The sequence below is a fragment of the Streptomyces boninensis genome, assembly GCF_048572725.1.
Lineage (GTDB): Bacteria > Actinomycetota > Actinomycetes > Streptomycetales > Streptomycetaceae > Streptomyces > Streptomyces boninensis.
Genome location: NZ_CP183837.1, coordinates 3,119,974 through 3,146,602 on the forward strand (window position 1 = coordinate 3,119,974; position 26,629 = coordinate 3,146,602).

Annotated in this window: 18 protein-coding genes; 14 read left to right on the forward strand and 4 right to left on the reverse strand. The window is 71.1% G+C overall.

Annotation, left to right across the window (positions count from 1 at the left end):
- Positions 1-55: 55 nt before the first annotated feature.
- Complete coding sequence (locus tag ACNNMR_RS14100; protein ID WP_419994943.1) at positions 56-766, reverse strand: hypothetical protein; 711 nt, start codon at positions 764-766, stop codon at positions 56-58.
- Positions 767-874: 108 nt separating this feature from the next.
- On the opposite strand from ACNNMR_RS14100, the gene pepN (ACNNMR_RS14105) reads away from it, so the two are divergent.
- The 3 genes from pepN (ACNNMR_RS14105) to ACNNMR_RS14115 all read left to right on the forward strand — a co-directional run bounded on the left by pepN (ACNNMR_RS14105) (position 875) and on the right by ACNNMR_RS14115 (position 6,215).
- Positions 875-3,469, forward strand: a complete 2,595-nt coding sequence (gene pepN / locus ACNNMR_RS14105; protein ID WP_419994944.1) for an aminopeptidase N — start codon at positions 875-877, stop codon at positions 3,467-3,469.
- 147 nt (positions 3,470-3,616) lie between these two features.
- Entirely contained in the window at positions 3,617-4,678 is a 1,062-nt protein-coding gene (locus ACNNMR_RS14110; RefSeq protein WP_419994945.1) for a hypothetical protein, read from the forward strand.
- Positions 4,679-4,910: 232 nt separating this feature from the next.
- Complete coding sequence (locus tag ACNNMR_RS14115; RefSeq protein WP_419994946.1) at positions 4,911-6,215, forward strand: MFS transporter; 1,305 nt, start codon at positions 4,911-4,913, stop codon at positions 6,213-6,215.
- On the opposite strand, the gene ACNNMR_RS14120 is transcribed toward ACNNMR_RS14115, so the two are convergent.
- Positions 6,130-7,872 (reverse strand): TIGR03767 family metallophosphoesterase, encoded by a 1,743-nt coding sequence (locus ACNNMR_RS14120; protein WP_419994947.1) that lies wholly within the window; start codon positions 7,870-7,872, stop codon positions 6,130-6,132. The two genes, ACNNMR_RS14115 and ACNNMR_RS14120, sit on opposite strands and share 86 nt — an antisense overlap.
- Before the next feature lie 333 nt (positions 7,873-8,205).
- Here ACNNMR_RS14120 and ACNNMR_RS14125 point away from each other — a divergent pair, with 333 nt between their 5' ends.
- Entirely contained in the window at positions 8,206-11,502 is a 3,297-nt protein-coding gene (locus tag ACNNMR_RS14125; protein ID WP_419994948.1) for a S8 family serine peptidase, read from the forward strand.
- Between the two features lie 63 nt (positions 11,503-11,565).
- Here the strand turns inward: ACNNMR_RS14125 and ACNNMR_RS14130 are convergent, their stop codons facing one another.
- Complete coding sequence (locus tag ACNNMR_RS14130) at positions 11,566-12,279, reverse strand: ankyrin repeat domain-containing protein (protein ID WP_420000358.1); 714 nt, start codon at positions 12,277-12,279, stop codon at positions 11,566-11,568.
- Between the two features lie 253 nt (positions 12,280-12,532).
- Between ACNNMR_RS14130 and ACNNMR_RS14135 the strand changes: the two genes are divergently transcribed.
- Complete coding sequence (locus tag ACNNMR_RS14135) at positions 12,533-13,180, forward strand: GntR family transcriptional regulator (RefSeq protein ID WP_419994949.1); 648 nt, start codon at positions 12,533-12,535, stop codon at positions 13,178-13,180.
- A gap of 49 nt (positions 13,181-13,229) precedes the next feature.
- Here the strand turns inward: ACNNMR_RS14135 and ACNNMR_RS14140 are convergent, their stop codons facing one another.
- A complete protein-coding gene (locus ACNNMR_RS14140; RefSeq protein WP_419994950.1) occupies positions 13,230-14,159 on the reverse strand; it encodes a carbamate kinase in 930 nt (309 codons plus the stop codon).
- 96 nt (positions 14,160-14,255) lie between these two features.
- On the opposite strand from ACNNMR_RS14140, the gene ACNNMR_RS14145 reads away from it, so the two are divergent.
- From ACNNMR_RS14145 to pepN (ACNNMR_RS14185), 9 genes are all read left to right on the forward strand, one after another.
- Positions 14,256-15,191, forward strand: a complete 936-nt coding sequence (locus ACNNMR_RS14145; RefSeq protein WP_419994951.1) for a DUF2877 domain-containing protein — start codon at positions 14,256-14,258, stop codon at positions 15,189-15,191.
- On the forward strand, positions 15,188-16,732 hold the full coding sequence (gene fdrA, locus ACNNMR_RS14150; protein WP_419994952.1) for an acyl-CoA synthetase FdrA: 1,545 nt from the start codon (positions 15,188-15,190) through the stop codon (positions 16,730-16,732). The genes ACNNMR_RS14145 and fdrA overlap by 4 nt, the downstream gene beginning before the upstream one ends.
- Positions 16,729-18,153, forward strand: coding sequence for a DUF1116 domain-containing protein (locus tag ACNNMR_RS14155; RefSeq protein WP_419994953.1), 1,425 nt, complete (start codon positions 16,729-16,731; stop codon positions 18,151-18,153). The genes fdrA and ACNNMR_RS14155 overlap by 4 nt, the downstream gene beginning before the upstream one ends.
- Positions 18,153-19,451: a purine-cytosine permease family protein gene (locus tag ACNNMR_RS14160; RefSeq protein WP_419994954.1), complete on the forward strand. Its 1,299-nt coding sequence runs from the start codon at positions 18,153-18,155 to the stop codon at positions 19,449-19,451. The genes ACNNMR_RS14155 and ACNNMR_RS14160 overlap by 1 nt, the downstream gene beginning before the upstream one ends.
- Positions 19,452-20,672, forward strand: coding sequence for an MFS transporter (locus ACNNMR_RS14165; protein WP_419994955.1), 1,221 nt, complete (start codon positions 19,452-19,454; stop codon positions 20,670-20,672).
- 108 nt (positions 20,673-20,780) lie between these two features.
- Positions 20,781-21,323 carry a hypothetical protein gene (locus ACNNMR_RS14170; RefSeq protein ID WP_419994956.1) on the forward strand — a complete coding sequence of 181 codons (543 nt, stop codon included), beginning with the start codon at positions 20,781-20,783 and terminating at the stop codon, positions 21,321-21,323.
- A 133-nt stretch (positions 21,324-21,456) separates the two neighbouring features.
- Complete coding sequence (locus tag ACNNMR_RS14175) at positions 21,457-22,485, forward strand: aspartate-semialdehyde dehydrogenase (protein WP_419994957.1); 1,029 nt, start codon at positions 21,457-21,459, stop codon at positions 22,483-22,485.
- Positions 22,486-22,606: 121 nt separating this feature from the next.
- Entirely contained in the window at positions 22,607-23,926 is a 1,320-nt protein-coding gene (locus ACNNMR_RS14180; protein ID WP_419994958.1) for a TerD family protein, read from the forward strand.
- A gap of 82 nt (positions 23,927-24,008) precedes the next feature.
- Positions 24,009-26,576: an aminopeptidase N gene (gene pepN, locus ACNNMR_RS14185; RefSeq protein ID WP_419994959.1), complete on the forward strand. Its 2,568-nt coding sequence runs from the start codon at positions 24,009-24,011 to the stop codon at positions 26,574-26,576.
- Positions 26,577-26,629: the final 53 nt, after the last annotated feature.

Here is a 26,629-nt window from a genome sequence, read left to right on the forward strand (position 1 = left end):
CAGCCGCGCATTCAGCCCGTCCGGCGCTTGCGGACGAGCGCCGCCAGGCGCGAATTCAAGCCTGTCCGGCGTTTGAGGACGAGGCGCGCCGGCGCCGATCCGGGGGTCTGGGGGCAGCGCCCCCAGGACGCACGAAGCTGAGGCCGTCGACCTCGCCCACCACCTCGTACTCGCGGGCGATGCCCGCCTCGTGCAGCCGCGCGAACGGCGTGAACGGGATTCCGTACTCCGCCTCCCCATGGTCGAAGTTCCAGCTCTTGTGGACCTGGAAGCGGTGATCCACCGTCACCGTGCCGTCGCAGCCCACATGCACCGTCCCAGCCATCCGATAGCTCAGCCCCCGCAGCGCCAGCCACCAGTCCAGACTCGCCGCCCGCTCAATGACCAGCCCCCGCCACCCGCTGTCGGCCCGGTAGATCTTCTCCCCCCGCCCGTCCTCGGCCCACCGCTGCATCGCCTCCGCCCGCCACCGCGCCAGCTGCTCGGCCACCGCCTCCTGCGCGGCCGGCACGGCCATCAGCGAGGCGGCATCCGCCCGGTACGGAAGCCCCGACCCCGCCGCGTAATGCCGCAGCATCCCGGCCGCATGCCGCAGCCCCATGGCCCGCCACAGCCCCGCCAGCACCCGGCAGGACAGCCGCACCAGATGGTCGCGCAAGCGCGGAATCGTGCTGCCGTACGGGGCGGCGGCGATGTCGCCGGTCAGGTACGGCTCGGCGCGGCCGCCGTCCCTGCCCAGCGGGGGTATCGGCACAGGTGTGTCCATAGCCCGGAAGCTAGGTGACCGAACCGCAAACGGCATCTCGAGCGGGCCGCTGTCAGCGCCCCGTGACATGATTCGTCTATCCAGGATGCGAGACAAAGGAGTCCGGTCGTGCCCGGTGAAAACCTCACCCGCGAGGAAGCCCAGCAGCGAGCCCAGCTGCTCACCGTGGACGGCTATGAGGTGGATCTGGACCTGCGCCCCGCGGTCGCCCCCGTGGGCCCGCAGCCGTTCCGCTCGCAGACCACGATCCGGTTCCGCTGCGCCCGCCCCGGCGCCTCGACCTTCGCCGACCTGATCGCGCCGTACGTCCAGTCGGTGGAGCTGAACGGCGTGAGCCTCGACGTGGCGGCCGTCTTCGACGGCACCCGCATCCAGCTGGACGGGCTGCAGGCCGAGAATGTGCTGGTGGTGGACGCCCAGTGCGCCTTCAGCCGTACGGGTGAAGGCATGCACCGCTTCGTGGACCCGGAGGACGCCGAGGTCTATCTCTACACGCAGTACGAACCGGCTGACGCCCGCCGCGTCTTCGCGAACTTCGAGCAGCCGGACCTGAAGGCCCCCTTCACCTTCTCGGTGACCGCACCCACCGACTGGCTTGTGCTCAGCAATGGCGAGCAGAAGGGCGCCCCCGAGCAGCACCACGACGCCTCGGCCACCTGGCGCTTCGAGCCGACGAAGCCGATCTCGACCTACATCACCGCGGTCGCCGCCGGGCCGTACTACTACGTCAACGACCGCTATCAGCGCCGCCTCGACGACGGCAGCACGCTCGACATCAAGCTCGGCGCCCTCTGCCGCAAGTCCCTCGCCAAGCACTTCGATCCGGACGACATCTTCACGGTCACCAAGCAGGGCCTGGACTTCTTCCACGACGCCTTTGACTTCCCGTATCCCTGGGGGAAGTACGACCAGGCCTTTGTCCCCGAGTACAACATCGGCGCGATGGAGAACCCGGGTCTCGTCACCTTCCGGGAGGAGTTCGTCTTCCGCGGCAAGGTGACCGAGGCGTCGTACGAGCGCCGGGCCAACGTCATCCTGCACGAGATGGCGCACATGTGGTTCGGCGACCTGGTGACCATGGAGTGGTGGGACGACCTGTGGCTGAAGGAGTCCTTCGCGGACTTCATGGGCGCCCTGGCGCTCGCGCGGGCCACCCGCTTCAAGGACGCCTGGATCACCTTCGCCAACCAGCGCAAGGCCTGGGCGTATCGGGCCGACCAGCTGCCCACCACCCACCCGATCACGGCGGACATCCACGACCTGGAGGACGCCAAGCTCAACTTCGACGGCATCACGTATGCCAAGGGCGCGAGCGTGCTGAAGCAGCTGGTGGCGTATGTCGGCCAGGACGCCTTCATGGAGGGCGCGCGGCGCTATTTCAAGCGGCATGCGTACGGCAACACCCGCCTCGCCGACCTGCTGGCCGTGCTGGCGGAGACCTCGGGCCGGGACCTGCAGACCTGGTCGCGGTCCTGGCTGCAGACCGCGGGCGTCAATGTCCTGACCCCGCAGGTGACGTACGACGCGCAGGGCCACATCACGGAGCTGGTGGTGCACCAGGAGGCGGCGAGCCCCACGCACCCCGAGCTGCGCCCGCACCGGGTGCGAGTGGGGCTGTACCGCCGTCGGGAGGCCGACAGCGGCGCCCTGGTGCGCTATGCGCAGTCCGAGGTGGACGTCACCGGGCCGCGCACGGTCGTGCCCGAGCTGGTCGGCCAGGCCGCCCCCGACCTGGTGCTGGTCAACGACGACGACCTCACCTTCTGCAAGATCCGCTTCGACGAGCACTCGCTGCGCACCGTCCGCGAGCAGCTCGGCCGGCTGGAGGACCCCCTCGCCCGGGCGCTGTGCTGGTCCGCGGTGTGGAATCTGACCCGGGACGGGCTGATGCCCACGGGTGACTATCTCGACCTGGTGCTGCGCTATGCGGGCGACGAGACCGAGATCGGCGTGCTGCAGTCGCTGCACCAGCAGGCCGGTTACGCGCTGGCGCACTATGCCGCGCCCGCGCACCGCGACGCCTATGCGGCCAAGGCCGCCGAGGGGGCGCTGCGGGAGCTGCGCCGCGCGGCGCCGGGCAGCGACCACCAGCTGGCCTGGGCCCGCTATTTCGCCTCGGCGGCGACCGCGGAGCCCGAGCTGCAGCTGCTGGAGCACCTCCTGGACGGCCAGGCCCGGATCGACGGCCTGGAGGTGGACCAGGAGCTGCGCTGGTCGCTGCTGCTCACCCTGGCGGCGAAGGGCCGCGCCGACGCCTCCCGGATCAGCGCCGAGCTGGCCCGCGACAACACCGCCTCCGGCAAGCGCTGGGAGACCCGCTGCATGGCGGCCCGCCCGACGGCCGAGGTGAAGGCGAAGGGCTGGGCCGACGTCGTCGACTCCGACGAGCTGTCCAACGCCCTCACCGAGGCCACGATCTCCGGCTGGGCCCAGCCGGAGCAGCGCGCGCTGCTGGCGCCGTACGCCACGCAGTACTTCGACGTGATCGAGCGGCTGTGGCGGGAGCGTTCGATCGAGATCGGCATGGCGGTGGTGCGGGGGCTGTATCCGGGGCTGCAGGACAGCCAGGAGACCGTCGCCGCCACGGACCAGTGGCTCGAGGCCCATGGCGACGCTCCGCCGGCGCTGCGGCGGCTGGTGCTGGAGGCGCGCGACGACCTGGCGCGGGCGCTGCGCGCGCAGCGGTGCGACGGGATGGCGTGACGGGACGGCGTGACCTCGGGCGTTAGGCCGTACGAGCAATGCTGATCGGCACTCGAACGCTTGACCTTTAGTGCCGGGCTGTCCGGTTTTGTCGACGGGCCTGTAACAGCGGTTAGGAGGGCGGACCGGGCCGGGAATCCAGGGCGCATGAACCACAACACCCCCTTGAGCCCCCGACCCCTCAACGAGCTCTCCGGCGCCCAGCGCCGCGTGCTCTCCGCCCGCCAGCTCCGCGAGCACGGCATCACCGCCGCGCTCGCCGCGGAGCGCTGCCGCCCCGGCGGACCCTGGCAGCAGCTGCTGCCCGGCGTGTATCTACTGCACCCCGGGCCGCCCACCGGCGAGGAGCGGCTGCATGCGGTGCTGCTGTACGCCGGGCGGGTCCCCGCCGCCGGGCAGCGCGGGTCCGTACCGGCGCAGAGCACCCCGGATGCGCGGCGCAGCGGCGGCGCGCCGAATCCGTACGGCGAGGCCATGATCACCGGTCTCGCCGCGCTGACGCTGCACGGCTTCGCGACCGCGCCGCCGCTACCCGCCCTTGACCGGATCGACGTGCTGGTGCCGCGGACGCGGCGGCTGCGCTCGACCGAACACGTACACATCGTGCGCGCGCACGCCATCCCCCGCCCGCTGAACGTCACGGGGCTGCCCGTCGCCCCCGTGCCGCGGGCGCTCGCCGACGCCGTCGGGCAGCTGACCGATGCGGCCGCCGTGCGGCGGCTGCTCACCGAGGCGGTGCGCGGCGGGCACTGTGAGGCGGCCTCCGTGGTGCGGGAGTTGACGCAGGCGCGGCTGCTGTCGCGGCCGCATGTCGTCGACGCCGTCGACACCCTCATCGCCGAGGGGCGGGCGATGGCGGAGAGCCGGCTGTACGAGATGGTGCGGGTGCACGCGCTGCCGGACCCGCTGTGGAACGTGGATCTGCGGCTGCCGGGCGGGCCGCCGCTGGGTGGGCTCGATGCGTACTGGCCCGATCACGCGGTGGCGCTGGAGATCGATGCGCGGTCGCCGCGGCAGGATGACGATGCGCTGTGGTCGGAGTACGCACGCAAGCGGGAGACCCTTGAGCGGCTCGGCATCACCGTGGTGCATGTGACGCCGAAGAAGCTGCGGGAGGCGCTGGAGCAGCAGGCGGAGGTCGTACGAGCCGCGCTGCTGGCGGCTTCGGAGCGGGAGCCTGCGGCGTATGTGGTGGTGCTGCCGAGGTGAGAGGGCCCCGGACCCGCCCCTACCCGAATCTGCGGGAGGGGTCCCGCGGCCCTCGCCCCCGGGGCTCCGCCCCGGACCCCGTATCGGCGCTTCGCGCCTCGGCCTCAAACGCCGGCCGGGCTGGGGGTGCGGTCGGGTTGTGGGTGCGGCCAGGGTGTCAGGTTGAATGGCCCAGTAAGACCTCCCACAACTGGCCCTCCCTCCCCGTCCACCCCCCTGCCACGCTCGTCCCATGCCAGGACACCAGATCGTCCCGCCACCCGGATCGCCCCGCCGTCTCGCCTACGCCCAGCTCACCAACTCCGTTGGCGATGGCGCCTACTACGTCACCTCCGCCCTCTACTTCACCGACGTCGTCGGCCTCTCCCCTGCCCGGGTAGGGCTCGCGCTCACTCTCGGGTGGGGGCTGGGGGCCTTGGCCGGGGTGCCGTTGGGGCACCTTGCCGATCGGCGGGGGGCGCGGGGGACCGCCGTGCTGTTGTCCGTCGCCACCGCGGCCGCCGTCGGGGCGTTCCTCTTCGCCCGGTCGTGGCCCGCCTTCCTCGCCGCCGCGCTGCTCTACACCTGCTGCCAGTGCGGGCTGCAGGCAGCGCGGCAGGCGCTGCTTGCCGGGGTGGTCGAGGCCGGGCAGCGGACCGCCGTGCGGGCGTATCTGCAGTCGACCACCAATGCCGGTCTCGCGGTTGGTGCCGCGCTCGGTGGGGCGGCGCTCGCCGTGGGGAGCGAGGGGGCCTATCTCGCGGCCTTCGCCCTCGATGCCTGCTGCTTCCTGGTCTCCGCGCTGGCGCTGCTGCGGCTGCCGGCCGTCGCGCCGGCGCCCGTCCCCGTCGTGGCGGGTGAAGAGGCGAAGCCGCATGTCGTACGGGACCGGCCCTACGCGCTCATCACGCTCCTCAACGCCGTGCTGCTGCTCTACATGCCGCTGCTCAGCCTCGTCATCCCGCTCTGGATCGTCCGGCGCACCGACGCCCCCGCGTGGCTGGTCTCCGCGCTGCTCGTGCTCAATACCGTCAGCGTCGTCGTCTTCCAGGTCCGGGTCGCGGGGCGCGTCAACGGCACCGCCTCCGCCGCCCGGGCCGTGCGCGCGGCCGGGGCGCTGATGCTGGTCGCCTGCGTGGGGTTCGCGGCGGCGGCGTACGGGTCGGGGGCCTGGATCGCCGCGCTGCTGCTGCTCGCCGGGGCCGTGGTGCAGGTGGCCGCCGAGATGATGCTGGCGTCCGGAGGCTGGGAGCTCAGCTTCGGGCTTGCGCCCGAGGGGAAGCACGGGCAGTACCAGGGGTTCTTCGGGTCGGGGACGGCCGTGGCGCGGATGCTGGGGCCGCTGCTGCTGACCTCGCTCGTCCTCGGGTGGGGGGCCGGGGGGTGGCTGCTGCTCGGGGTCGTATTCCTGGGGGCCGGGGCGGGGATGGTGCCTGCCGCGCGGTGGGCGGCGGGCAGCCGCTCCTCGGCTGCTACGGCTTCTGCAGCAGGAGCTCCGTATTCCGGTCCGCCGGCTGGCCCGTCAGCGGCTCCCGCCGGTCAGGGGCGGGGGCGTTGAAGGCCAGTTCGCGGTAGAGGGCGGCGAGGCCGGTCTGGGTGAGGTCGGTGAAGTCGGCGTGGTCGGGGGCCGCGGACTCGATCAGGGTGGTGAAGAGGGACAGGGTGCCGTCGCCGTTGTCCGTCAGCTCGATGATGCGGGCGAGCTGCGGGTAGTCGATGTGGGAGGCGGTGGATATCTCCCACAGCGAGCCATGCGGTGTGATCTTGTTCTTGTGGCTGTGGCCGTTGATCCAGGCCAGCACCTTGGGGTGGTCCTTCAGCAGCGCCAGCACCTCGTCGCCGTCGTGGCGCTTTTCCTTGGGGGCCGCCGGGTCGGGCTGGGTGTTGGTCATCGTCCTGCTGGTGTGGTGGCTGAAGACGATCGTGTACGCGTCCTTGTGCTGCTTCAGCATCCGCTCCAACCAGCGGAGTTGGGCCGTGCCCACCGAACCCCGGTAGTCGCCGCCGGGGTCCGTCGTGTCCAGGCTGATGCCCAGCACGCCGGGGGCGACCTCGAAGGTGTAGTAGAGGTGGCCCTCCATGAGGTTCGCGCGGGTGTAGCCGTGGCCGACCGGGCCCGCGCCCTTGTTGCGCGGGTCCAGGTGCGCCTCCACGTACTCGCGGCGGCTGAACGGGGCCCGGCGCAGGTCGGGGGTGATGCCGCGCATCTTCTTGTGGTGCGTACGCAGCAGGTCCTCGAAGTCGCGGCCCTTCGGGTCGAGGCCCTTCTTGACCGCGCGCCAGGCGCGGGCGGCCTGCTCGGGCGGGAGCTCCTCCAGCTTGCGGCCGCCGACGGCGAAGTCGGCGAAGAAGCCGTTGACGGAGGAGCCGTAGCAGCCGCCGGGGAGGAGGTCGTGGTTGCCGATGGTGGAGTACCAGGGGAGTTGCAGGCCGGGGGACTTCGCCTCCCGGATGGCGGCCTTGAGGAAGCCGTCGACGCGCGGGAAGCCGATCTTCTTGTCGCTGTCGCGGTGGTCGGACTCCGGCTGCCAGTAGAGCGGCAGGCCGCTGTTCTGGACGCCCTCGTACGCCTTCGGGTCGCCGCTGTTGGGGACGATCGGGCCGCCGGACATGGCGGTCAGGAACCAGTCCAGCTCCAGCTTCGAGTTGTTGTCGGTGTTGTCCCCCGTCGTCATGACGAAGGACAGCGGGGCGCCGGTCGCGGGCGCGTGGCGGAGCGCGTTGACGCGCTCGATCAGCGCCACCGTCGCGGGGATCGTCAGCGCCTCCTGCGGGCGCCAGGCGCTGGCGGTCTCCGAGCGCAGGTATTCGTAGCGCAGCGGGTGCTGTACGTCGACGATGTGCAGGTCGGTGAACTGGGCGAAGGCGGCGAGGGTGATGCGGCGGTCGGTGCGGCCCTTCTTGCCGCCGGCCAGCTCGTTGCGGATGACGCGCTTCCAGCCGGGGCCCTTGGCCAGCCGCCGGTAGCCGGCGTGGCCGCGCGCGGCGGCCGCCGTCTCCAGGGTGGTGCCCGCCGCGGTGGGGGCGGCGGCTCCGGCGGCGCCCATCGGGCCATGTTCGCGCCCGCGGTGGAGGAGGGCAAGGGACGGTGGGTGAGTGCCGGCGGCGGCCCTCGCGCCGCCGGAGCCGAGGCTGACGCCGAAGCCCGTGGCTGCGCCCGCGACTCCGGCGGCGCCGGCGGCGGTGAGGAAGGCGCGGCGATTGAGCCGGTTCATTGCTGCTCCCCAGATGCGAATGCAATGTGCGGCCGCAGTTCGGCCCCTTGCCAGGGAGCTTTGGCAGGGCGGATGACCGCAGGCTGAACGGGTCCGAAACGCGCGCGTCACGTTCGCTACGTGGATCATCGCCATCGCGAATGGACACGGAATCCTCGTCGAGTCGTACACCCGCGCTCATCGTCCGTTAACCGGACATGGGCATGGCGGGTTTCCGCCATTTCGGAATCCCGCCACCGGCAACCCTCCCGGAACGAGGGCCACTTGCGGTTATCTATGCGGACAATCGGCCCTCCGGGCCGGTCCCGTCTCACGTCATGACAGGGATGCCGCATGCCCAAACGCATATCCGGTGCGAGACGCACCGCCCGCATAGCCTTCGCCGCCGGTCTCGTCGCCGCGCTCTCCGCCTCCGCGCCAGGGATGGCCGGGGCCGCGCCACAGCAGCCGGACCCCGGGCCGCGTACGGTCAAATCGGCCGATGGCAAGGGGGACAAGCTCGGCTCGGCCGATGCCGAGCGGCTGGCCAAGGCCAAGGCGAAGGGTGACAGGAACGTCACGCTGATGGTCGCCACCGCGCCGGGCGCCACCGAGCAGGTCGCGAAGCAGCTCGACGCCGTCAAGGGCGGCTCCGTGGGCCGCACGTACGACAAGCTCGGGTATGTGCGGGCCACCATCCCCACCAAGCGCGCCGACGCCGCCCTCGCGGCCGCGCAGAAGCTGGGCAGCGTGCACGGCATCGACCTCCGCGAGGTCGTCAAGCTGCCGGACCCGTCGCCGCGCGCGGACGCCGCGAAGGGCGAGAAGGCGAAGGGCGGCGGCACCTATCCGGCGCCCGGCGAGAACACCCCGGCCGAGAATCCGTATCAGCCGGCCTTCGAGACCGGCGCCGTCGACTTCACCGAGGACCACCCGAAGGCCGACGGCCGCGGCGTCACCATCGGCGTCCTCGACTCCGGCGTGGACCTGGCGCATCCGGCGCTGCAGAAGACCACCACCGGCGAGCGGAAGATCACCGACTGGGTGACGGCCACCGACCCGATCGTGGACGGCGACGGCACCTGGCGGCCGATGCTCACGAAGGTCGAGGGCCCGTCCTTCACCTTCAACAACCGCACGTACAAGGCCCCGGCAGGGTCGTACGGGATCAGCCTCTTCAGGGAGTCCGCCACCACCGGCGGCGAGATGCAGGGCGACCTCAACCGCGACGGCGACACCACCGACTCGTGGGCGGTGCTGTACGACGCGAAGGCCGGGACGGTCCGGGTGGACCTCGGCGATGACGCCGACTTCGGCAATGACGAGGTCATGAAGCCGTACGGCAGCGACCACCAGGTCGGCTACTTCGGCAAGGACGACCCGGCGACGGCGATCGCCGAGCGGATCCCGTTCGTCGTGGAGATCCGGAAAGACGTGCCGATGGACCCGCTCGGCGGCGACTGGCTCGGGCAGAAGCGCGACTTCGTCTCCATCGGCGTCGTCGAGGGCGCGCACGGCACCCACGTCGCGGGCATCACCTCCGCGAACGGCCTCTTCGGCGGCAAGATGCGCGGCGCCGCGCCCGGCGCGAAGCTCGTCTCCTCCCGGGCCTGCACCTGGAACGGCGGCTGCACCAACGTGGCGCTGACCGAGGGCATGATCGACCTGGTCACCAAGCGCGGCGTCGACATCGTCAATATGTCGATCGGCGGCCTGCCGCCGCTCAACGACGGCAACAACGCCCGCTCCGAGCTCTACACCCGCCTCATCGACACATACGGCGTGCAGCTCGTGATCTCCGCGGGCAACTCGGGCCCCGGCCTGAACACCATCGGCGACCCGGCCCTCGCGGACAAGGTCATCAGCGTCGGCGCCACGGTGTCGCGCGAGACCTGGGCCGCCAACTACGGCTCGAAGGTCGAGAAGCGCTACGCGATGATGCCCTTCTCCTCCCGCGGCCCGCGCGAGGACGGCGGCCAGACCCCGACCCTCAGCGCCCCCGGCGCCTCGGTCAACTCCATCCCGACCTGGCAGCCGGGCGAGCCGGTCGCCGAGGCCGGCTACCAGCTGCCGCCGGGCTACGGGATGCTCCAGGGCACCTCGATGGCCTCCCCGCAGGCCGCGGGCGCCTCGGCGCTGCTGCTCTCGGCGGCGAAGCGCGAGGACATCGAGCTCTCGCCGCTGACCCTGCGCACCGCGCTCACCTCGACCGCCCGCCACATCCCCGGCGTCCAGGCGTACGAGGAAGGGGCGGGCCTCATCGACATCGAAGAGGCGTGGGATTCCGTCGAGGACGAGGCCACCGCGCACGACTACAGCGTGAAGGCACCGGTGGACAGCGCGCTCGACGGCTTCCTGAAGACGCCGGGCTTCGGCACCGGCATCTATGACCGCGAGTCGGGTCCGGCGGTGGGCAAGTCGGAGACGTACGAGATGACGCTGACCCGGACCTCGGGCTCGTCGAAGTCGTCGCTGCACACGCTGACCTGGAAGAACAACGACGGCACCTTCCGGCTGCTGGGCTCCCCGGTGGTCTCGCTGCCGCTGAACAAGCCGGTCACGGTGAAGGTGCAGGCGAAGCCGCGCAGCCAGGGCGCGCACTCGGCGATCCTCAAGGTCAACGACCCGCGGACCGAGGGCACCGACCGGCAGCTGCTGGCCACGGTGGTCACGTCGAAGGCGCAGGCGAAGCCTTCGTACGCGGTGCAGGAGTCCGGCTCGGTGCAGCGCAACAGCACCAAGTCGTACTTCGTGAAGGTGCCGGAGGGCGCCAAGTCGCTCGAGGTGGCGATGAGCGGGCTGAAGGGCACGAGCCAGACCCGCTGGATCGCCATCGACCCGTGGGGCCTGCCCGCGGATCCGACGGCGACGACCGGGTGCTACCCGAACTACAACCCGGCCAACACCTGCCGCCCCGACCTGCGCTCGTATCCGAACCCGATCCCGGGTGTGTGGGAGATCGAGGTCGAGTCGCGGCGTACGTCACCGCTGCTGGACAACCCGTACACGGTGGAGGCGACGGCGCTCGGCACCACCTTCGACCCGGAGACCGCGACGGTGGCCGAGGCGAAGGCGGGCACCCCGACGCCGGTCGACTTCAAGGTCATCAACGGCTTCGCGCCGATCGACGGGAAGCTCAAGGGCGGCTCGCTCGGCTCGGCGAAGAACGCCCGGCCGTCCATCAAGGAAGGCGAGGCGCAGACCACGGAGGTCGTGATCGGCGAGGGCGTGGAGCGCCTGGACGCGGTGATCGGCAACACCTCCGACCGCGGCGCCGACCTGGACCTCCTGGTCTTCCGCGACGGGGCGCTGGTCGCCCAGTCCGCGGACGGCGACTCGGAGGAGGCGGTGTCGATCGAGAAGCCGGCACCGGGCACGTACACGATCGAGGTGGACGGATACGCGGTGCCGGGTGGCACCACGGAGTACGACTACCGGGATGTGTACTTCGCGGAGTCGCTCGGCAAGGTCGGCGTGGATGATGCGCCGGTGAAGCTGGGGAATGGCGCGTCGGCGGACGTGAAGGCCACGGTGACGGCGGCCGGTGCGGCGCCGGCGGGCCGGGAGTTCTTCGGCGAGGTCCAGCTCCTCAACGGGCGCGGGACGGCGACCGGGAAGGGGTCGGTCGCGATCGAGAAGGTGGTGCCGTAGCGGTTGGGGGTCCGGGGCGAAGCCCCCGGACCCCTTTTCCGCTGTGGGCCGCGGCGAAGCCGCCTAGCGGAGCAGCTCGGCGATCTCGTCCTGTCCCTTGTCCTCGGCGTGTTCGAGGGCGGTCACGCCGTTCTTGTCCTCGATGGACTTGTCGGCGCCGCCTTCGAGGAGGAGCTTCACGGTCTCCTGGTGGCGCTCGCCGCCGTCGCCGAGGATGACGGCCTCAAGCAGGGCGGTCCAGCCGAGGTTGTTGACGTGATCGATGTCGACGTCGATCTTCGGGTTGGTGGTGACCTCGCGGATGTACTCGACGTGGCCGTGCTCGCCCGCCGGGATGAGCGAGGTGCCGCCGTAGCGGTTGAGGAGCTTGTAGTCCGGGTCGGCCTCGGCGAGCACCCGGGCCATCTCGGCGCTGCCGGTCACGCCGGTGACGAGCCACGGGGTGTCCTGCTGGTGGTCCACGGCGTCGGGGTCGGCGCCCTCCTCGACGAGCACCTTCGCGGCCTCGACGTGGTCGCCGGTGGAGGCGAGCAGCAGCGGCGTGTGGCGCTCGCCGTCACGGGTCTCCAGATCGGCACCACGCTCGATGGCATCCCGAACGGCGTCGGCGTCACCCTTCTCCGCGGCCTTGAGGAGGTCCTTGCTCGCGCCCGGGTCGGCTTCCTTGCTCTTGCCGGCGGAGGGGCCGGCGTCGCTGCCGGACTCGGAGGACTGGGAGGCGGCCGCCTTCGGGCGCTCCTCGGCTTCAGAGGGCGTGCTGCAGGCGGTCGCGAGCAGGGCGGATCCGGCGAGGGAGGCGAGGAGGAGGGTGGTGCGGCGGGCGCTGCGGCTGCTTCGGATGCGTCGGGTCGAGGACATGGGGTTCCTCTTCTCTGTGGGGTGGCTGAGGGACCGTACGTCCATGGTCGGGGTGGTTCGTGGGCGTTCGGGTCGTTGATCCGGAGGGGATTGCGTCAACCGATCGGATGATGCGGGCTCTCTCTGGTATACCAAAATCCCGAATGTCGTGGGCTGATGACAGAATGTACGCATGGCAAGTCCAGAAGCCTTTGAACCCGAGTCGGACCGGGTGACCCGGCAGTTGCGCGACGAGATCATCGACGGCGTCCGGCAGCCGGGCAGCAAGCTCGTCGAGCGCGAGGTCGCGGCCGAGCTGGGCGTCAGCCGCCTGCCCGTCCGCGAGGCGCTGCGCGCGCTCGTGACCGAGGGCCTGGTCACGCCGCGGCCGCGGACCTGGGCGGTGGTACGGGAGTTCAGCCCGACCGACGTATCCGATCTGGACGAGGTGCGCTCGGCGCTGGAAACGCTGACCTTCCGCCTGGCGGCGCAGCGCGGCACGCGAGAGGGCCTGGAGCGCCTGCGCGCGGACCTGGACGCGGAGCTGGCGGCGGCCGGCAAGGGCGACGCGGTAAAGGCGAGGCGCTCGGCGGCCGACTTCCACGAGACGGTAACCGCCCTGGCGGACAACGAACTCCTGACGGAGCTGGAGCGCACACTGCGCAGCCGCATGCGCTGGCTGCTCAGCCGGCACGACGACCTGATGGCGGTGGCGGAGGAGCACGAGGAGCTCTACGACGCGATCGCTGCGCGGGACGTGCCGCGGGTGGAGGAGCTGGTGCTGAAGCACCTGGAGACGGGGCGCAGCGCGGCCGCCGCCCACTTGCGAGGCAAGGAGTAGTCCCCCGCGCGCCCGCCTGCCGGGGCTTTGGCCTGGTCGGTGGGCGGTCTCAGGCCCAGATGATGCCCTCCGTCAAGTCCGGGCGGATCTCCGTGCCCACCCGCCTGGCCATCAGGTCGTCCAGGCGGTCCAGCGGGCCGATCAGGACCCGGCCGCCGGCCTTGGCCACCCTGATCGCCGCGTCGATCTTCGGCTTCATTGAGCCCTCCGCGAAGGAGAGTTCGGCGATGGCGTCTGCCGAGGCCGTGAGGATGTCGCGCTGTTCCGGGGTGCCCCAGTTCTCGCTGACGAAGTCGCCGTCGGTGAGCATCACCAGCATGTCCGCCTCCAGGTCCGCCGCCAGCGCCGCGCTCGCCGCGTCCTTGTCGACCACGGCCTGGAGGCCTACCTGGCGGCCCTTGGCGTCCGTGCGCACCGGCACGCCGCCGCCCCCGACGCACACGACCAGGCGACCGGCGTCCAGCAAATCGCGGACCAGCGGCGCCTGCATGATCCGCAGCGGTTCCGGCGACGGCACCACCCGGCGGAAGCCCTTGCCGTCGCGGGCTATGGTCCAGCGGTACTCCGCCGCGGCGTCGGCCGCGTCCTCCGCCGAGTACATCGGGCCGATCAGCTTGGTCGGGCGGTCGAAGGCGGGGTCCGACTCGTCGACCTCGGTCGTGGTGAGGACCGCGGCGACCTCGCGCTCCCCCGCCATGGCGTTCGTGAGCTCCTGCTGGATGACGTAACCGATCATCCCCTGCGTCTCCGCGCCCAGGATGTCCAGCGGATACGCCGCCACGTCCTGGTACGCGAGGTTCTGCAGGGCGAGGAGCCCCACCTGCGGGCCGTTGCCGTGGGTGATGACCACCTCGTGCTCGCGGGTGAGCGCGGTGAGGGCCTCCATCGAGGCCTTGACGTTGGCCCGCAGGTGGTCGGCCGTCATCGGCTCGCCCCGTCGGGCCAGTGCGTTGCCACCGAGGGCCACGACGATGCGCATGAAGTTCTCCTCCGACCGGATTGCTCTTGGGACAAAAAATGGTATACCAATCTGAGCGATGTGGATTCGGAGCGGACAGGACTGGCGGTGAGGACCGTGCGCAGCACAGATACGGAGCTCAGCGCGCTCTCCGGCGACGCCACCCTCCTCGCGCACCTGCGCGCCCCCCTCGGCCGCGGCCGGGTGGAGAGCGTCTTCCAGCGTGTGATCAATCTCCTGCTCCCGGACGGCAGGCTGATGTCCCTGGCCGCCCGGGACGGTGACAACGCTCCCTGGACCCTCGTCGTCGACATCGGCCACTGGCCCGGCAGCGGCGTGGACGCCGGGCAGCCGGTCGAATTCACGCCGGGCCGGGTCGCCCTCCCGGCCGCCTCCCCCGCCCTGCGGATCGACCTCGAAGCCGCCAAGGAATGGCATACCACCCTGCCGACGACCCTCGCCGACCTCACCGCCGACGAGCTGGCCGTCGCCGCCCGCGCCCTCTACCGCGTCACCCGCGAGCACGGCTCCCCCGGCGGCATGCTCGGCCCCTCCGAAGGCGCCTGGCCCATGGAGTCCGTCGTCTGCGCCGCGCTCGACGAGGGCCGGGCGACCCTCGCCCGTGCCGTACGCACCGGCGACCCGGCCGGCATACGCACCGGCATCCTCGCCCTCCTCGGCCTCGGCCCCGGCCTCACCCCCGCCGGCGACGACTTCCTCACCGGCCTCGCCGTCCTCTCCGCCATCGACGGCAGCCGGCTCGGCCCGTACGCCCAAACCCTCGGCGACGTCCTCGCCGAACAGCCCGACCGCACCACCCACTTGAGTGTCACGACCCTGCGCGAAGCGCTCGCCGGGCGGGTCCGCGCCGCCCTGGCCGACGTGCTGTTCGCCCTCGCCGCCACCCGCGGCCAGGACCCGGCGCACGCGGCCGACACCATCCAAGACCCGGTCCGCCGCGCGTTGGCCCACGGCCACACCTCTGGCACCGACACCGTGTCCGGTCTGGTGACCGGGCTGCACCTGGAGAAAGAATTGCGAGGTCCGCTTTGAGCAGCACAGCGGTCGTGAAGAAGAACACCTACTTCGACTCCGTATCCCTGATGGCCATTTCGACGAAGGCCAACGGCCTCGACGGCGTGGAGCAGGCCTTCGTGGCCATGGGCACGGAGATGAACAAGGGGGTGCTGGGCAATCTCGGCCTGCTCACCCCCGAGCTGGAGGCGGCCGGCACCGGCGACCTCATGATCGTGGTGGTGGCCGCCGACGGCGCCGGCACCGACCCGATCCTCGCCGGCATCGAGGACCTCCTCGTCCGCAAGGCCCCGGCGGGCGGCGACAGCGCCGTTACGTACCGGACCATCGCGGCCGCCGTGCAGGACCGCAAGGACGCCAACCTCGCCGTCATCGCGGTCAACGGCACCTTCGCCGGGCGCGAGGCCCGCAAGGCGCTCGAGAACGACCTCAACGTGATGCTCTTCAGCGACAACGTCCCGGTCGAGGAGGAGGTCGCCCTCAAGCGGCTCGCCCACGACAAGGGCCTGCTGATGATGGGCCCCGACTGCGGCACCGCCATCATCAACAACGTCGGCCTCTGCTTCGCCAACGCCGTCCGCCCCGGCACCGTCGGCATCGTCGCCGCCTCCGGTACGGGCTCGCAGGAGGTCTCCGTACGGGTGCACGCGCTCGGGGCAGGGGTCTCGCAGCTCATCGGCACCGGCGGCCGCGACCTCAGCGAAGAGGTCGGCGGCATCATGATGATCGACGGGATCCGGGCCCTCGCCGCCGACCCGGCGACCTCCGTCATCGTCCTCATCTCCAAGCCGCCGGCCGCGGCCGTGGAGAAGAAGGTCCTGGCAGAGATAGCCACCGCCGGGAAGCCGGTCGTGGTGTGGTTCGTCGGCGGCTCCGAGGAGGCGGTGGTCGCGGCCGGCGGGCGTTTCGCCACCGGCTCCGAGGATGCGGCGGTGCAGGCCGTACGGCTCGGGACCGGCCTCACACCCACCGCCGGCGACCTCGACGCCGCCCGTATCGACAAGGTCGTCACGAAGCTGAGCGCCGAACAGCGCTACGTCCGCGGCCTCTTCTGCGGCGGCACCCTCACCGACGAGGCGGTGTACGCCCTCCTCGAGGACACCGACGCCGTCTACTCCAACATCCAGAAGAACCCGGCCTTCAAGCTCTCCGCCGACGCCCCCAGCACCGGGCACACCTTCCTCGACTTCGGCGACGACGAGTTCACCAACGGCCGTCCGCACCCGATGATCGACCCGTCGCTGCGCCTCGCCCGCCTCGCCGAGGAGGCCCGGGACCCCGAGGTCGCCGTCATCGTCATGGACTTCATCCTCGGCTTCGGCTCCCACGAGGACCCGGTCGGCGTCACCCTCCCCGCCATCCGGGAGGCCAAGCAGATCGCCGCCGACGCCGGCCGCCACCTGGAGATCGTCGGGTACGTCCTCGGCACCGACCGCGACGCCCCCGCCCTCGACGCCCAGGTCGCCGCCCTCACCGAGGCCGGTGTCACCGTCACCGCCAGCAGCACCGAGACGGGCCAGTACGCCCGCGCCATCGCCCGGAAGGCCACCCACGCATGAGCACCACCAACCCCCTCTTCGGCGCTGACCTCAACGTCGTCAACGTCGGCCTCGCCATGTTCGAGGACGACATAGCCGCCCAGGGCGCCCAGGTCACCACCCTCGACTGGACCCCGCCGGCCGGCGGCAAGCCCGAGGTGCTCGCCGCCCTCGACGCGCTGGAGGCCCCGGCGGCCGCCGCGAAGACCGAGGCCGCCAACCAGCTCGCCGTCGAGCGCATCACCAGCTCCCAGCCGATGCTGGTCGGCTTCGGCCGCGCCCTCGACGTCGTCCCCGGCATGACCCCGACGACGATCCTGCACTCGGGGCCGCCGATCACCTGGGACCGGATGAACGGCCCGATGCAGGGCGCGGTCACCGGCGCCCTGGTCTTCGAGGGCCTCGCCAAGGACCTCGACGAGGCCGCCACCCTGGCCGCCTCCGGCGAGATCACCTTCTCCCCCTGCCACGAGCACGACGCCGTCGGCTCGATGGCGGGCGTCACCTCCGCGTCGATGTACATGCACATCGTCAAGAACGAGACGTACGGCAACTACGCGTACACCAACCTCTCCGAGCAGATGGCGAAGATCCTGCGGATGGGCGCCAACGACGACTCCGTCGTCGAGCGGCTGGTGTGGATGCGCGACGTCCTCGGCCCGGTCCTCAAGGAGGCCATGGAGATCGGCGGCCCGATCGACCTGCGCCTGATGCTCGCGCAGGCGCTGCACATGGGCGACGAGTGCCACAACCGCAACATCGCCGGCACGCTGCTGCTCCAGCAGGCGCTGTCCGCGCCGATCCTGCAGACCTCCTTCTCCACGGAGCAGAAGAAGGAGGTCTTCGACTTCATCGCCTCCTCCGACTACTTCTCGGGACCGACCTGGATGGCCACCGCGAAGGCCGCCCTGGACGCCGCGCACGGCATCGAGGGCTCGACGGTCGTGACGACGATGGCCCGTAACGGCGTCGAATTCGGCATCCGGGTCTCCGGGCTGCCCGGCAACCAGTGGTTCACCGGACCGGCCGGTACGGTCGTCGGCCCGATGTTCGCCGGCTACCGGCCCGAGGACTCAGGGCGCGACATCGGCGACTCCGCCATCACGGAGACGTACGGCTTCGGCGGCTTCACCATGTCGGCCGCGCCCGCGATCGTCGCGCTCGTCGGCGGCACGGTGCAGGAGGCGATGCAGTACACCCGGGAGATGGGCGAGATCACCACCGCCCAGAACCCCAACGTCACCATCCCGGCCCTCGACTTCCAGGGCATCCCCACGGGCATCGACATACGCAAGGTCCTCGGCACCGGCATCCTCCCGATCATCAACACCGCCATCGCCCACAAGGACGCGGGCATCGGCATGATCGGCGCCGGCGTCGTCAACCCGCCCGTCGAGGCCTTCGAGAAGGCCGCCGCCGCGCTGGCCGAGGTCATCGGCTGATGGCCGGCGTGGACGCCACCGCGGACACCGCGGCGGCCGAGTCCGAATACGAGCACAGCCCCGTACCACCGGAGCACCGCAAGTCGCTGCTGACCGTGTCGGCGGTGTGGTTCGGGTTCCCGATGATCCTCACCAACGCCGTCCCGGGCGGCGTCGTGGTCGCCATGCTCGGCTTCTGGCGCGGCCTCGGCGCCATCATGGTCGCGAACCTGGTGATGCTCGCCTACGTCGGGCTGCTCAGCTACCGCTCCGGCCAGACCGGCGAGAACTTCGCGCTCCAGGCCACGAAGACCTTCGGCCGCATCGGTTACGTCGTCGCCTCCGGCTTCCTGGCCACCGTCGTGGTCGGCTGGTTCGCCTTCAACACGGGCGCGACCGGGGCCACGCTGCACCAGGCCTTCGGCTGGCAGGAGCAGCTGGTGGCGGTGATCGCGGGCGTGCTCTTCATCGGCATTACGTATCTCGGCATCCGCGCGCTGTCCTGGCTCGGCGCGGTGGCGGCCCCGCTGTTCATCCTCGTCGGCGTCATCGCCATCGTCCTGGTGGCGCGGGATCACAGCCTCGGCGCGATCTTCGACTACCAGGGGGTGGCGGGCGACAGCGCGATCACCTTCGGCGCGGCTGTCTCCATGATCATGGCGACCTTCGCCGACTCGGGCACGATGACGGCGGACTTCACCCGCTGGTCCCGTAACGGCAAGGAAGCGGTCCTGGCGACCGCCACCGCCTTCCCGGTGGCGTCGCTGGTCGCGCAGCTCACCGGCGGCATCGTGGTGGCGGCCGGCGCGATCGCCTCGGCGGCGACGGTGGGCGGCAACTTCCTGCCGATCCTGACCGGCGGCCACGGGATCGTCCTGGACGCCCTCGCCGCGATCTTCGTCTTCGTCAACCTGGGCTCGGTGTGCAGCCACTGCCTCTACAACGGGGCGCTCAGCTGGGCGCAGCTGACCAAGACGAAGATGCGGCTGATGACGCTGATCCTGGGCGTCATCGGCACGGTGGCCGCGCTGGCGGGCGTCTGGAACCACTTCCTCGACTGGCTGGTCATCCTGTCGGTCTTCGTCCCGCCGCTGGGCGGCGTGCTGATCGCCGACCAGGTGCTGCTGCGGCGCGGCCTCGAAGGCCGCCGGGAGACCGCCATCCGCCCGACCGCCTTCACGGCGTGGGCGGCGGGTGCGCTGGTCGGTGGCCTCGTGCACTGGTACGCACCGCAGTTCTCGGACGCCGTGAGCGGGCTGGTGGTGGCGCTGGTGGTGTACGTGGCCGCGGAGCGGCTCGGCAGCCGCACGACGTCGTAGATGGGCGCCTTCTCCTCGCTGCGGGACAGCCCGGGATTCCGCTGGCTCTGGTGCTCCAACCTGTTCTTCTTCTGCGGAACATGGACCCAGACCCTGATCCTGGGCTGGCTCGTCTTCGAGTCCACGCACTCGGAGTTTCTGCTGGCCCTGTTCACGTCCGTACGACTGGCGCCGATGCTGCTCGGCCCGGTCGCGGGGGTCCTGTCGGACCGCTACGACCGGGTGCGGCTGCTGATGGTCGCCTGCACCTGGGCGCTGGTGGCGGTGTCGGTGGTGGCGGCGGCCGAGTCGCTGTACACCGTCCCGTACTGGCTGCTCCTGCTCGGCGGTCTGGTGCTGGGCCTGTCCCAGTCCCCTTCCCAGCCGGCCCGGATGGCGCTGGTGATGGACCTGGTGGGCCGGGAGAACCTGTCCAACGCCAACGCGCTGAACGCGATGGCGATGAACATGACCCAGGTGGTGGGGCCCGCGATCGGCGGCGCGATGATCAGCGCGATCGGCGCGGAGGCGTCGCTGTGGATCTCGACGGCCTGGTACGGGGTGTCGCTGGCGGCGCTGTGGCCGCTACGCGGGCGGGCTGCCGCCCGCGGGGCACCGGCTGGGGGTGGCGGCCGCGAGTCGGTGGCCCGGATGCTCACCTCGGGCCTGCGCACCGTGCTCACCAACCGCCTTGCGGCGGCGGTCCTGGGCGTCACCCTGTCGACGAACATTCTCCTGTGGCCGATCTTCCAGGGCTTCATGCCGGCCTTCGCGGATGAGCTGTCGCTGGACGCGACGGGCCTGAGCTGGCTGCTGGCGTGCAGCGGCGTGGGCGGACTGGTGGGCTCGCTGATCATCGCGCGAATGGGCGACTTCCGCTTCAAGGGTGGCGTCTTCGTGATCGGCACGGCGGTATGGGGCGGCCTGTGGGCCCTCTTCGCCGCCTCCGACGCGGTGCCGGTGGCGTACGCCCTGATGGCCTGCATCGGCATCCTGAGCGCGAGCTTCGGCGTCCTCCAGACCACCCTCCTCCTGATGACCACGGACCCCTCGGTCCAGGGCCGCGCGCTGGGCATCCAGGAACTGGCCATCGGCGCGATCCCCGTGGCCTCCCTGGGCCTGGGCGCGCTGGCCGAGGAGTACGGCGTCCAGGCGACCACGCTGGTCAGCAGCCTGGCCCTGGTCGCCTTCCTGACGACGGTGGCGATACGGGTGCCACGGCTGCTGCGGTTCAGCGGCTGAGGCCTGCCGCCGGCGGCCCTTGCTCCCACGGGAGTACACCCCGCGGAGTACGCCCGCGGCCTTCCCGGGTGCGACGACCCGGGCCGCGCCTTTTGGGAGCTTGGCGGCATGACCACCGAAGCCACCGCGGCCCCCATGGCACGCCCCTCGTGGCGGATGCGGCCCGCGACCCGCAAGCTCGTGCTCACCCTCCACGTCATCGCCTCCGTGGGGCTGCTGGGGGAGGTGTGGGCGCTGACGTCGCTGAATGTGTACGTGACGACCAGCGCCGACGCGGACATGGCGCACACCGCGTACGAGCTCATGACCGTGCTCACCTACACCGGCGGCATTCCGCTCAGCCTGACCGCCCTGGCCACCGGCGTCCTGCTGGGCCTCGGCACCAAGTGGGGCGTGCTGCGGCACGTCTGGACGGCCGGAAAGCTGCTGCTGAACCTCTCCGTCATCATCATCGGCGCCGCCCTCTTCCAGCCGGAGGCGCTGGCAGCCGCGTACGAGAACGACACCCTCACCTCCGGCCAGCAGTGGCGCAACGTCACCGCGGTCACCGTCCAGCTCATCATGCTCCTGACCGCCACCGCCCTGACCATCTACAAGCCGAAGGGCAGGCTGCTGGGCGGCGCACGCCGACCGGGCGCGTCGCGGGCGTGAGGTTTTGCGCCCGGCGCTCGTGTGGCGCGCGTCTCAGTTCCTCGGCGTACGCCCCCGGGCAGGCGAAACGATTGGAACGTGCCCCGGACCGCCCGGCATGATGGATGGCGTTCCCACCGGGAGAAGGAGACCCATGAAGATCGGAATTGTCGGAGCGACCGGACAGGTCGGCGGCGTGATGCGCGACATCCTCGCCGAGCGTGACTTTCCCGTGACGGAGCTGCGGCTCTTCGCGTCGGCCCGGTCCGCCGGCAAAACGATCCCCTTCAAGGGCCAGGACATCACGGTCGAGGACGCGTCCACGGCGGACTACTCCGGCCTGGACATCGTGCTCTTCTCCGCCGGCGGCGCCACCTCCAAGGCCATCGCCGAGAAGGTCGCCGCCCAGGGCCCGGTCGTGATCGACAACTCCTCCGCCTGGCGCCGCCACCCCGAGGTCCCCCTCGTCGTCTCCGAGGTGAACCCGCACGCGATCAAGGACCGCCCCAAGGGCATCATCGCGAACCCGAACTGCACCACGATGGCCGCGATGCCGGTGCTGAAGCCGCTGCACGCCGAGGCCGGCCTCACCTCCCTCGTCGTCGCCACGTACCAGGCCGTCTCCGGCTCCGGCCTCGCCGGCGTCGAGGAGCTGTACGGGCAGATCGAGAAGGTCGGCGCGGACGCGCCCAAGCTCACCCGCGACGGCGGCGCCGCCGACTTCCCGGAGCCGGAGAAGTACGTCGCGCCGATCGCGTACAACGTCCTCGCGATGGCCGGCTCCATCGTCGACGACGGCCTGAACGAGACCGACGAGGAGCAGAAGCTCCGCAACGAGAGCCGCAAGATCCTCGAGATCCCGGACCTCAAGGTCTCCGGCACCTGCGTCCGCGTCCCGGTCTTCACCGGCCACTCGCTGCAGGTCAACGCCCGCTTCGCGCGGCCGCTGTCCCCGGAGCGGGCCACCGAGCTGCTGGGGTCCGCCGAGGGCGTCGAGCTCGCCGAGGTCCCCACGCCGCTGGCGGCCGCCGGCAAGGACGTCTCGCTCGTCGGCCGGATCCGTCACGACGAGACCGCCGAAAACGGCCTCGCCCTCTTCCTCTCAGGCGACAACCTCCGCAAGGGCGCCGCCCTGAACGCGGTCCAGATCGCCGAGCTGGTGGCGCAGGAGCTCAAGGGCTGACCGGCACAAAACAAAAGCGACGGGGCGGACATCTCGACAGATGCCCGCCCCGTCGCTTTTGTTGGTTTCTGTTGGTGATGGAATCGAACATTCCGCCGTATCGGCGTGTAAAAATCCCGCCATGACCCAGATGACCAAGGGAGCCAACCTCCCTGTCCCGGTCGACCAGTTGCAGGTCGCGGTGACCTGGCAGCACGGCCCGGGGATGCCCGACGTCGACGTCTCCGCCCTCCTCCTCGACGCGTCGGGCACCGTCCGCAATGACGACGACCTCGTCTTCTACAACCAGCGCGAGCACCCGTCGCGCAGCGTCCGCCACCTCGGCAGGTCCGGTGGCGCGCAGGAGCCGACGGCCGCCGACTGGCTGCAGGTGGACCTGCGGGCAATCGAGCCGGGGATCGAGCGCGTCGTCGTGGCCGCGTCCGCCGACGGCGGCACCTTCGGGCGGATCCCGCGGCTCGACGTCTGGGTCTCGCTGCCAAACGGGCGGCCGGTCGCGTCCTTCGCCATCGTGGACGCGACGACGGAGACGGCGTATGTCTTCGGCGAGTTCTATCGCCGGGCGGGCGAGTGGAAGTTCCGCGCGGTGGGCCAGGGTTACGCCACGGGGCTGGAGGGACTGGCGACGGACTTCGGCATATCCGTCGGGGACGCCCCGCCCGCCCCGGCCCCGCCCGCTGCCCCGATCCCGCCACCGGCACCGGCACCGGCACCGGCACCGCAGGCCGCCCCGCCCACCGGATTCGCCGCCCCGGCGCCCGACCCGTATCCCGGCGCCTTCGGCGCACCGGCCCCGACCCCGGCCTCGGCCCCGTACGAAGCCCCGCCCGCCCACCTGTCCCACGCCGCCGCCGCGGACGCCGCCGCCCTCGCCGACCTCTCCCTCGACTTCCCGCCGCTCATGTACCAGGGCCGCGGCCGGGACCGGATCACCTGCGACCCCGGCCTGCCGCGCGGCGCCTGGGTGGTGCTGGAGTTCCACTGCAGCGGGAGCCCTTCCGCCAGCATCTGCAACCTCGACGTCTACGGCCGGTCCTCGGGCGACTATGTCCTCGAGAGCTACCTGGACGAGGTCCACGCCCGCACCGCGGCGCTCACCCCCGGCGACCGCCCGCTCGGCCTGCTGGTGGAGGCCGACGAGCCGTGGACGCTGCGCGTGCTGCCGCTGCACCAGGCCCGCCGGCTGACGCCCGCGCTGGACGGCTACGGCCACGACCTGGTGCTCTACGAAGGCGCGGCCGGCGTGCTCAGCGTGGCTTTCCAGGGCGAGGACAACGTGGTCGTGGACCACCTCACCAAATCCGGCGACCCCGAGTGGCCGGAGGAGAGCGACCTGCTGGTCAACGAGATCGGCAGCATCAACCTGCTGGCCCCGGTCACCGGCCCCGGCCTCCTCCGCGTCCGCGCGGACGGCCCGTGGCGTATCTCGGTCGGAGGCTGACGCCGAGGGCGAAACCGGGGCGCTCCTGGCCATCCGTGCGTGCGAGGATGGCCGGAAGCCCACCCGTTAAGGAGATGCCCTGGTGCCTGGCACGAACCTGACCCGCGAAGAGGCGCAGCAGCGGGCGCGCCTGCTGGACGTCGAGTCGTACGAGATCGATCTTGATCTCTCCGGTGCGCAGGAGGGGGGCACCTTCCGGTCGGTGACGACCGTCCGCTTCACGGCCGCCGAGCCCGGCGCCGAGAGCTTTATCGACCTGGTCGCGCCGACCGTGCACGAGGTGGTGCTGAACGGCACCGCGCTCGACCCGGCCGCCGTCTTCGCCGACTCGCGGATCGCCCTCCCCGGGCTGGCCGCGCAGAACGAGCTGAAGATCACCGCCGACTGCGACTACACCAACACGGGCGAGGGTCTGCATCGCTTTGTCGACCCGGTCGACGACCAGGCATACCTCTACACCCAGTTCGAGGTCCCGGACGCCCGCCGCGTCTTCCCGAACTTCGAGCAGCCGGACCTGAAGGCGACCTTCCAGTTCACGGTGAAGGCGCCGGACGGCTGGACGGTCATCTCCAACTCGCCGACGCCGAAGCCGGACGCCGACGGGGTGTGGACCTTCGCGCCGACGCCCCGTATCTCCACCTACATCACGGCGCTGATCGTCGGCCCGTATCACTCGGTGCACAGCACGTGGGAGGGCGACGGGCGCATCGTCCCGCTGGCGATCTACTGCCGGCCCTCGCTCGCCGAATATCTGGACGCCGACGACATCTTCGCCGTCACCCGGCAGGGCTTCGACTGGTTCCAGGAGAAGTTCGACTACGCGTACCCCTTCGAGAAGTACGACCAGCTCTTCGTGCCCGAGTTCAATGCGGGCGCGATGGAGAACGCGGGTGCCGTCACCATCCGCGACCAGTACGTCTTCCGGTCGAAGGTGACCGACGCGGCGTACGAGGCGCGGGCCGAGACGATCCTGCACGAGCTCGCGCACATGTGGTTCGGCGACCTCGTCACCATGGAGTGGTGGAACGACCTGTGGCTGAACGAGTCGTTCGCCACCTACACGTCGATCGCCTGCCAGTCGTACGCGCCGGGCAGCAAGTGGCCCAACTCCTGGACCTCCTTCGCCAACCAGATGAAGACGTGGGCGTACCGGCAGGACCAGCTGCCGTCGACGCACCCGATCATGGCGGAGATCCGCGATCTGGATGACGTGCTGGTCAACTTCGACGGCATTACGTATGCCAAGGGCGCCTCCGTCCTGAAGCAGCTCGTCGCGTACGTCGGGATGGACGAGTTCTTCCGCGGCGTGCAGGCGTACTTCAAGCGGCACGCCTTCGGGAACACGCGGCTGACCGATCTGCTGGGCGCGCTGGAGGAGACCTCCGGCCGGGACCTGAAGGCCTGGTCGAAGGCGTGGCTGCAGACGGCCGGGATCAACATCCTGCGGCCGGAGATCGAGACCGGCCCGGACGGCGTCATCACGTCCTTCGCCATCAAGCAGGAGGCCCCGGCGCTGCCCGCGGGCGCCACCGGCGAGCCGGTGCTGCGGCCGCATCGCATCGCGATCGGGCTGTACGAGCTGGAGGGCGGCAAGCTCACCCGTACGGAGCGGATTGAGCTGGACGTCGACGGCGAGCTGACGAAGGTCGATCAGCTGGTCGGGCGGCGGCGGCCTGCGGTCGTGCTGCTCAACGACGACGACCTGTCGTACGCGAAGGTGCGGATGGACGCGGAGTCGCTGGCCGTCGTCACCCGCCACCTCGGCGACTTCGACAGCACGCTGCCGCGGGCGCTGTCGTGGGCCTCGGCCTGGGACATGACCCGCGACGGCGAGCTGGCCGCCCGCGACTACCTGAAGCTGGTGCTGTCGGGCATCCCCAAGGAGAGCGACATCGGCGTGGTGCAGTCGCTGCACCGGCAGGTGAAGCTGGCCCTCGACCTGTACGCGGCGCCGGACTGGCGCGAGTCGGGCCTGGCGCAGTGGAGCGCGGCGACGCTGGAGCAGCTGCGGGCGGCGGAGCCGTCGAGCGACCATCAGCTGGCGTGGGCGCGGGCGTTCTCGGCTACGGCCCGTACGGATGAGCAGCTTGCGCTGCTGCGGTCGCTGTACGACGGGACGTCGTCGCTCGACGGGCTGGTCGTGGACACCGAGCTGCGGTGGGCGTTCCTGCAGCGGCTGGCCGCCACGGGCCGGGTCGGCGAGGACGAGATCGCGGCCGAGCTGGAGCGGGACAAGACGGCCGCCGGTGAGCGGCATGCGGCGATGGCGCGGTCCTCCTTCCCGACGGCTGAGGCCAAGGCCGCCGCCTGGGAGCAGGTCGTCGAGAAGAGCGAGCTGGCGAACGCCGTGCAGGAGGCGGTCATCGGCGGCTTCATCCAGACCGACCAGCGGGAGCTGCTGGCGCCGTACACGTCGAAGTACTTCGCGGCGGTGAAGGGCGTCTTCGAGTCGCGGAGCCATGAGATCGGGCAGCAGATCATCGTCGGGCTGTATCCGACGCTGCAGGTGTCGCAGGCGACGCTGGACGCCACGGACGCGTGGCTGGCCGAGGCGCAGCCGAACGCGAAGCTGCGCCGGATGGTGACGGAGTCGCGGGCGGGCGTGGAGCGAGCGCTGCGCGCGCAGGCCGCGGACGCGGCGGCAAGCTGACACTTTTCCGATACGAGAGGGAGCCCGGCACAGAGTGCCGGGCTCCCTCTCGT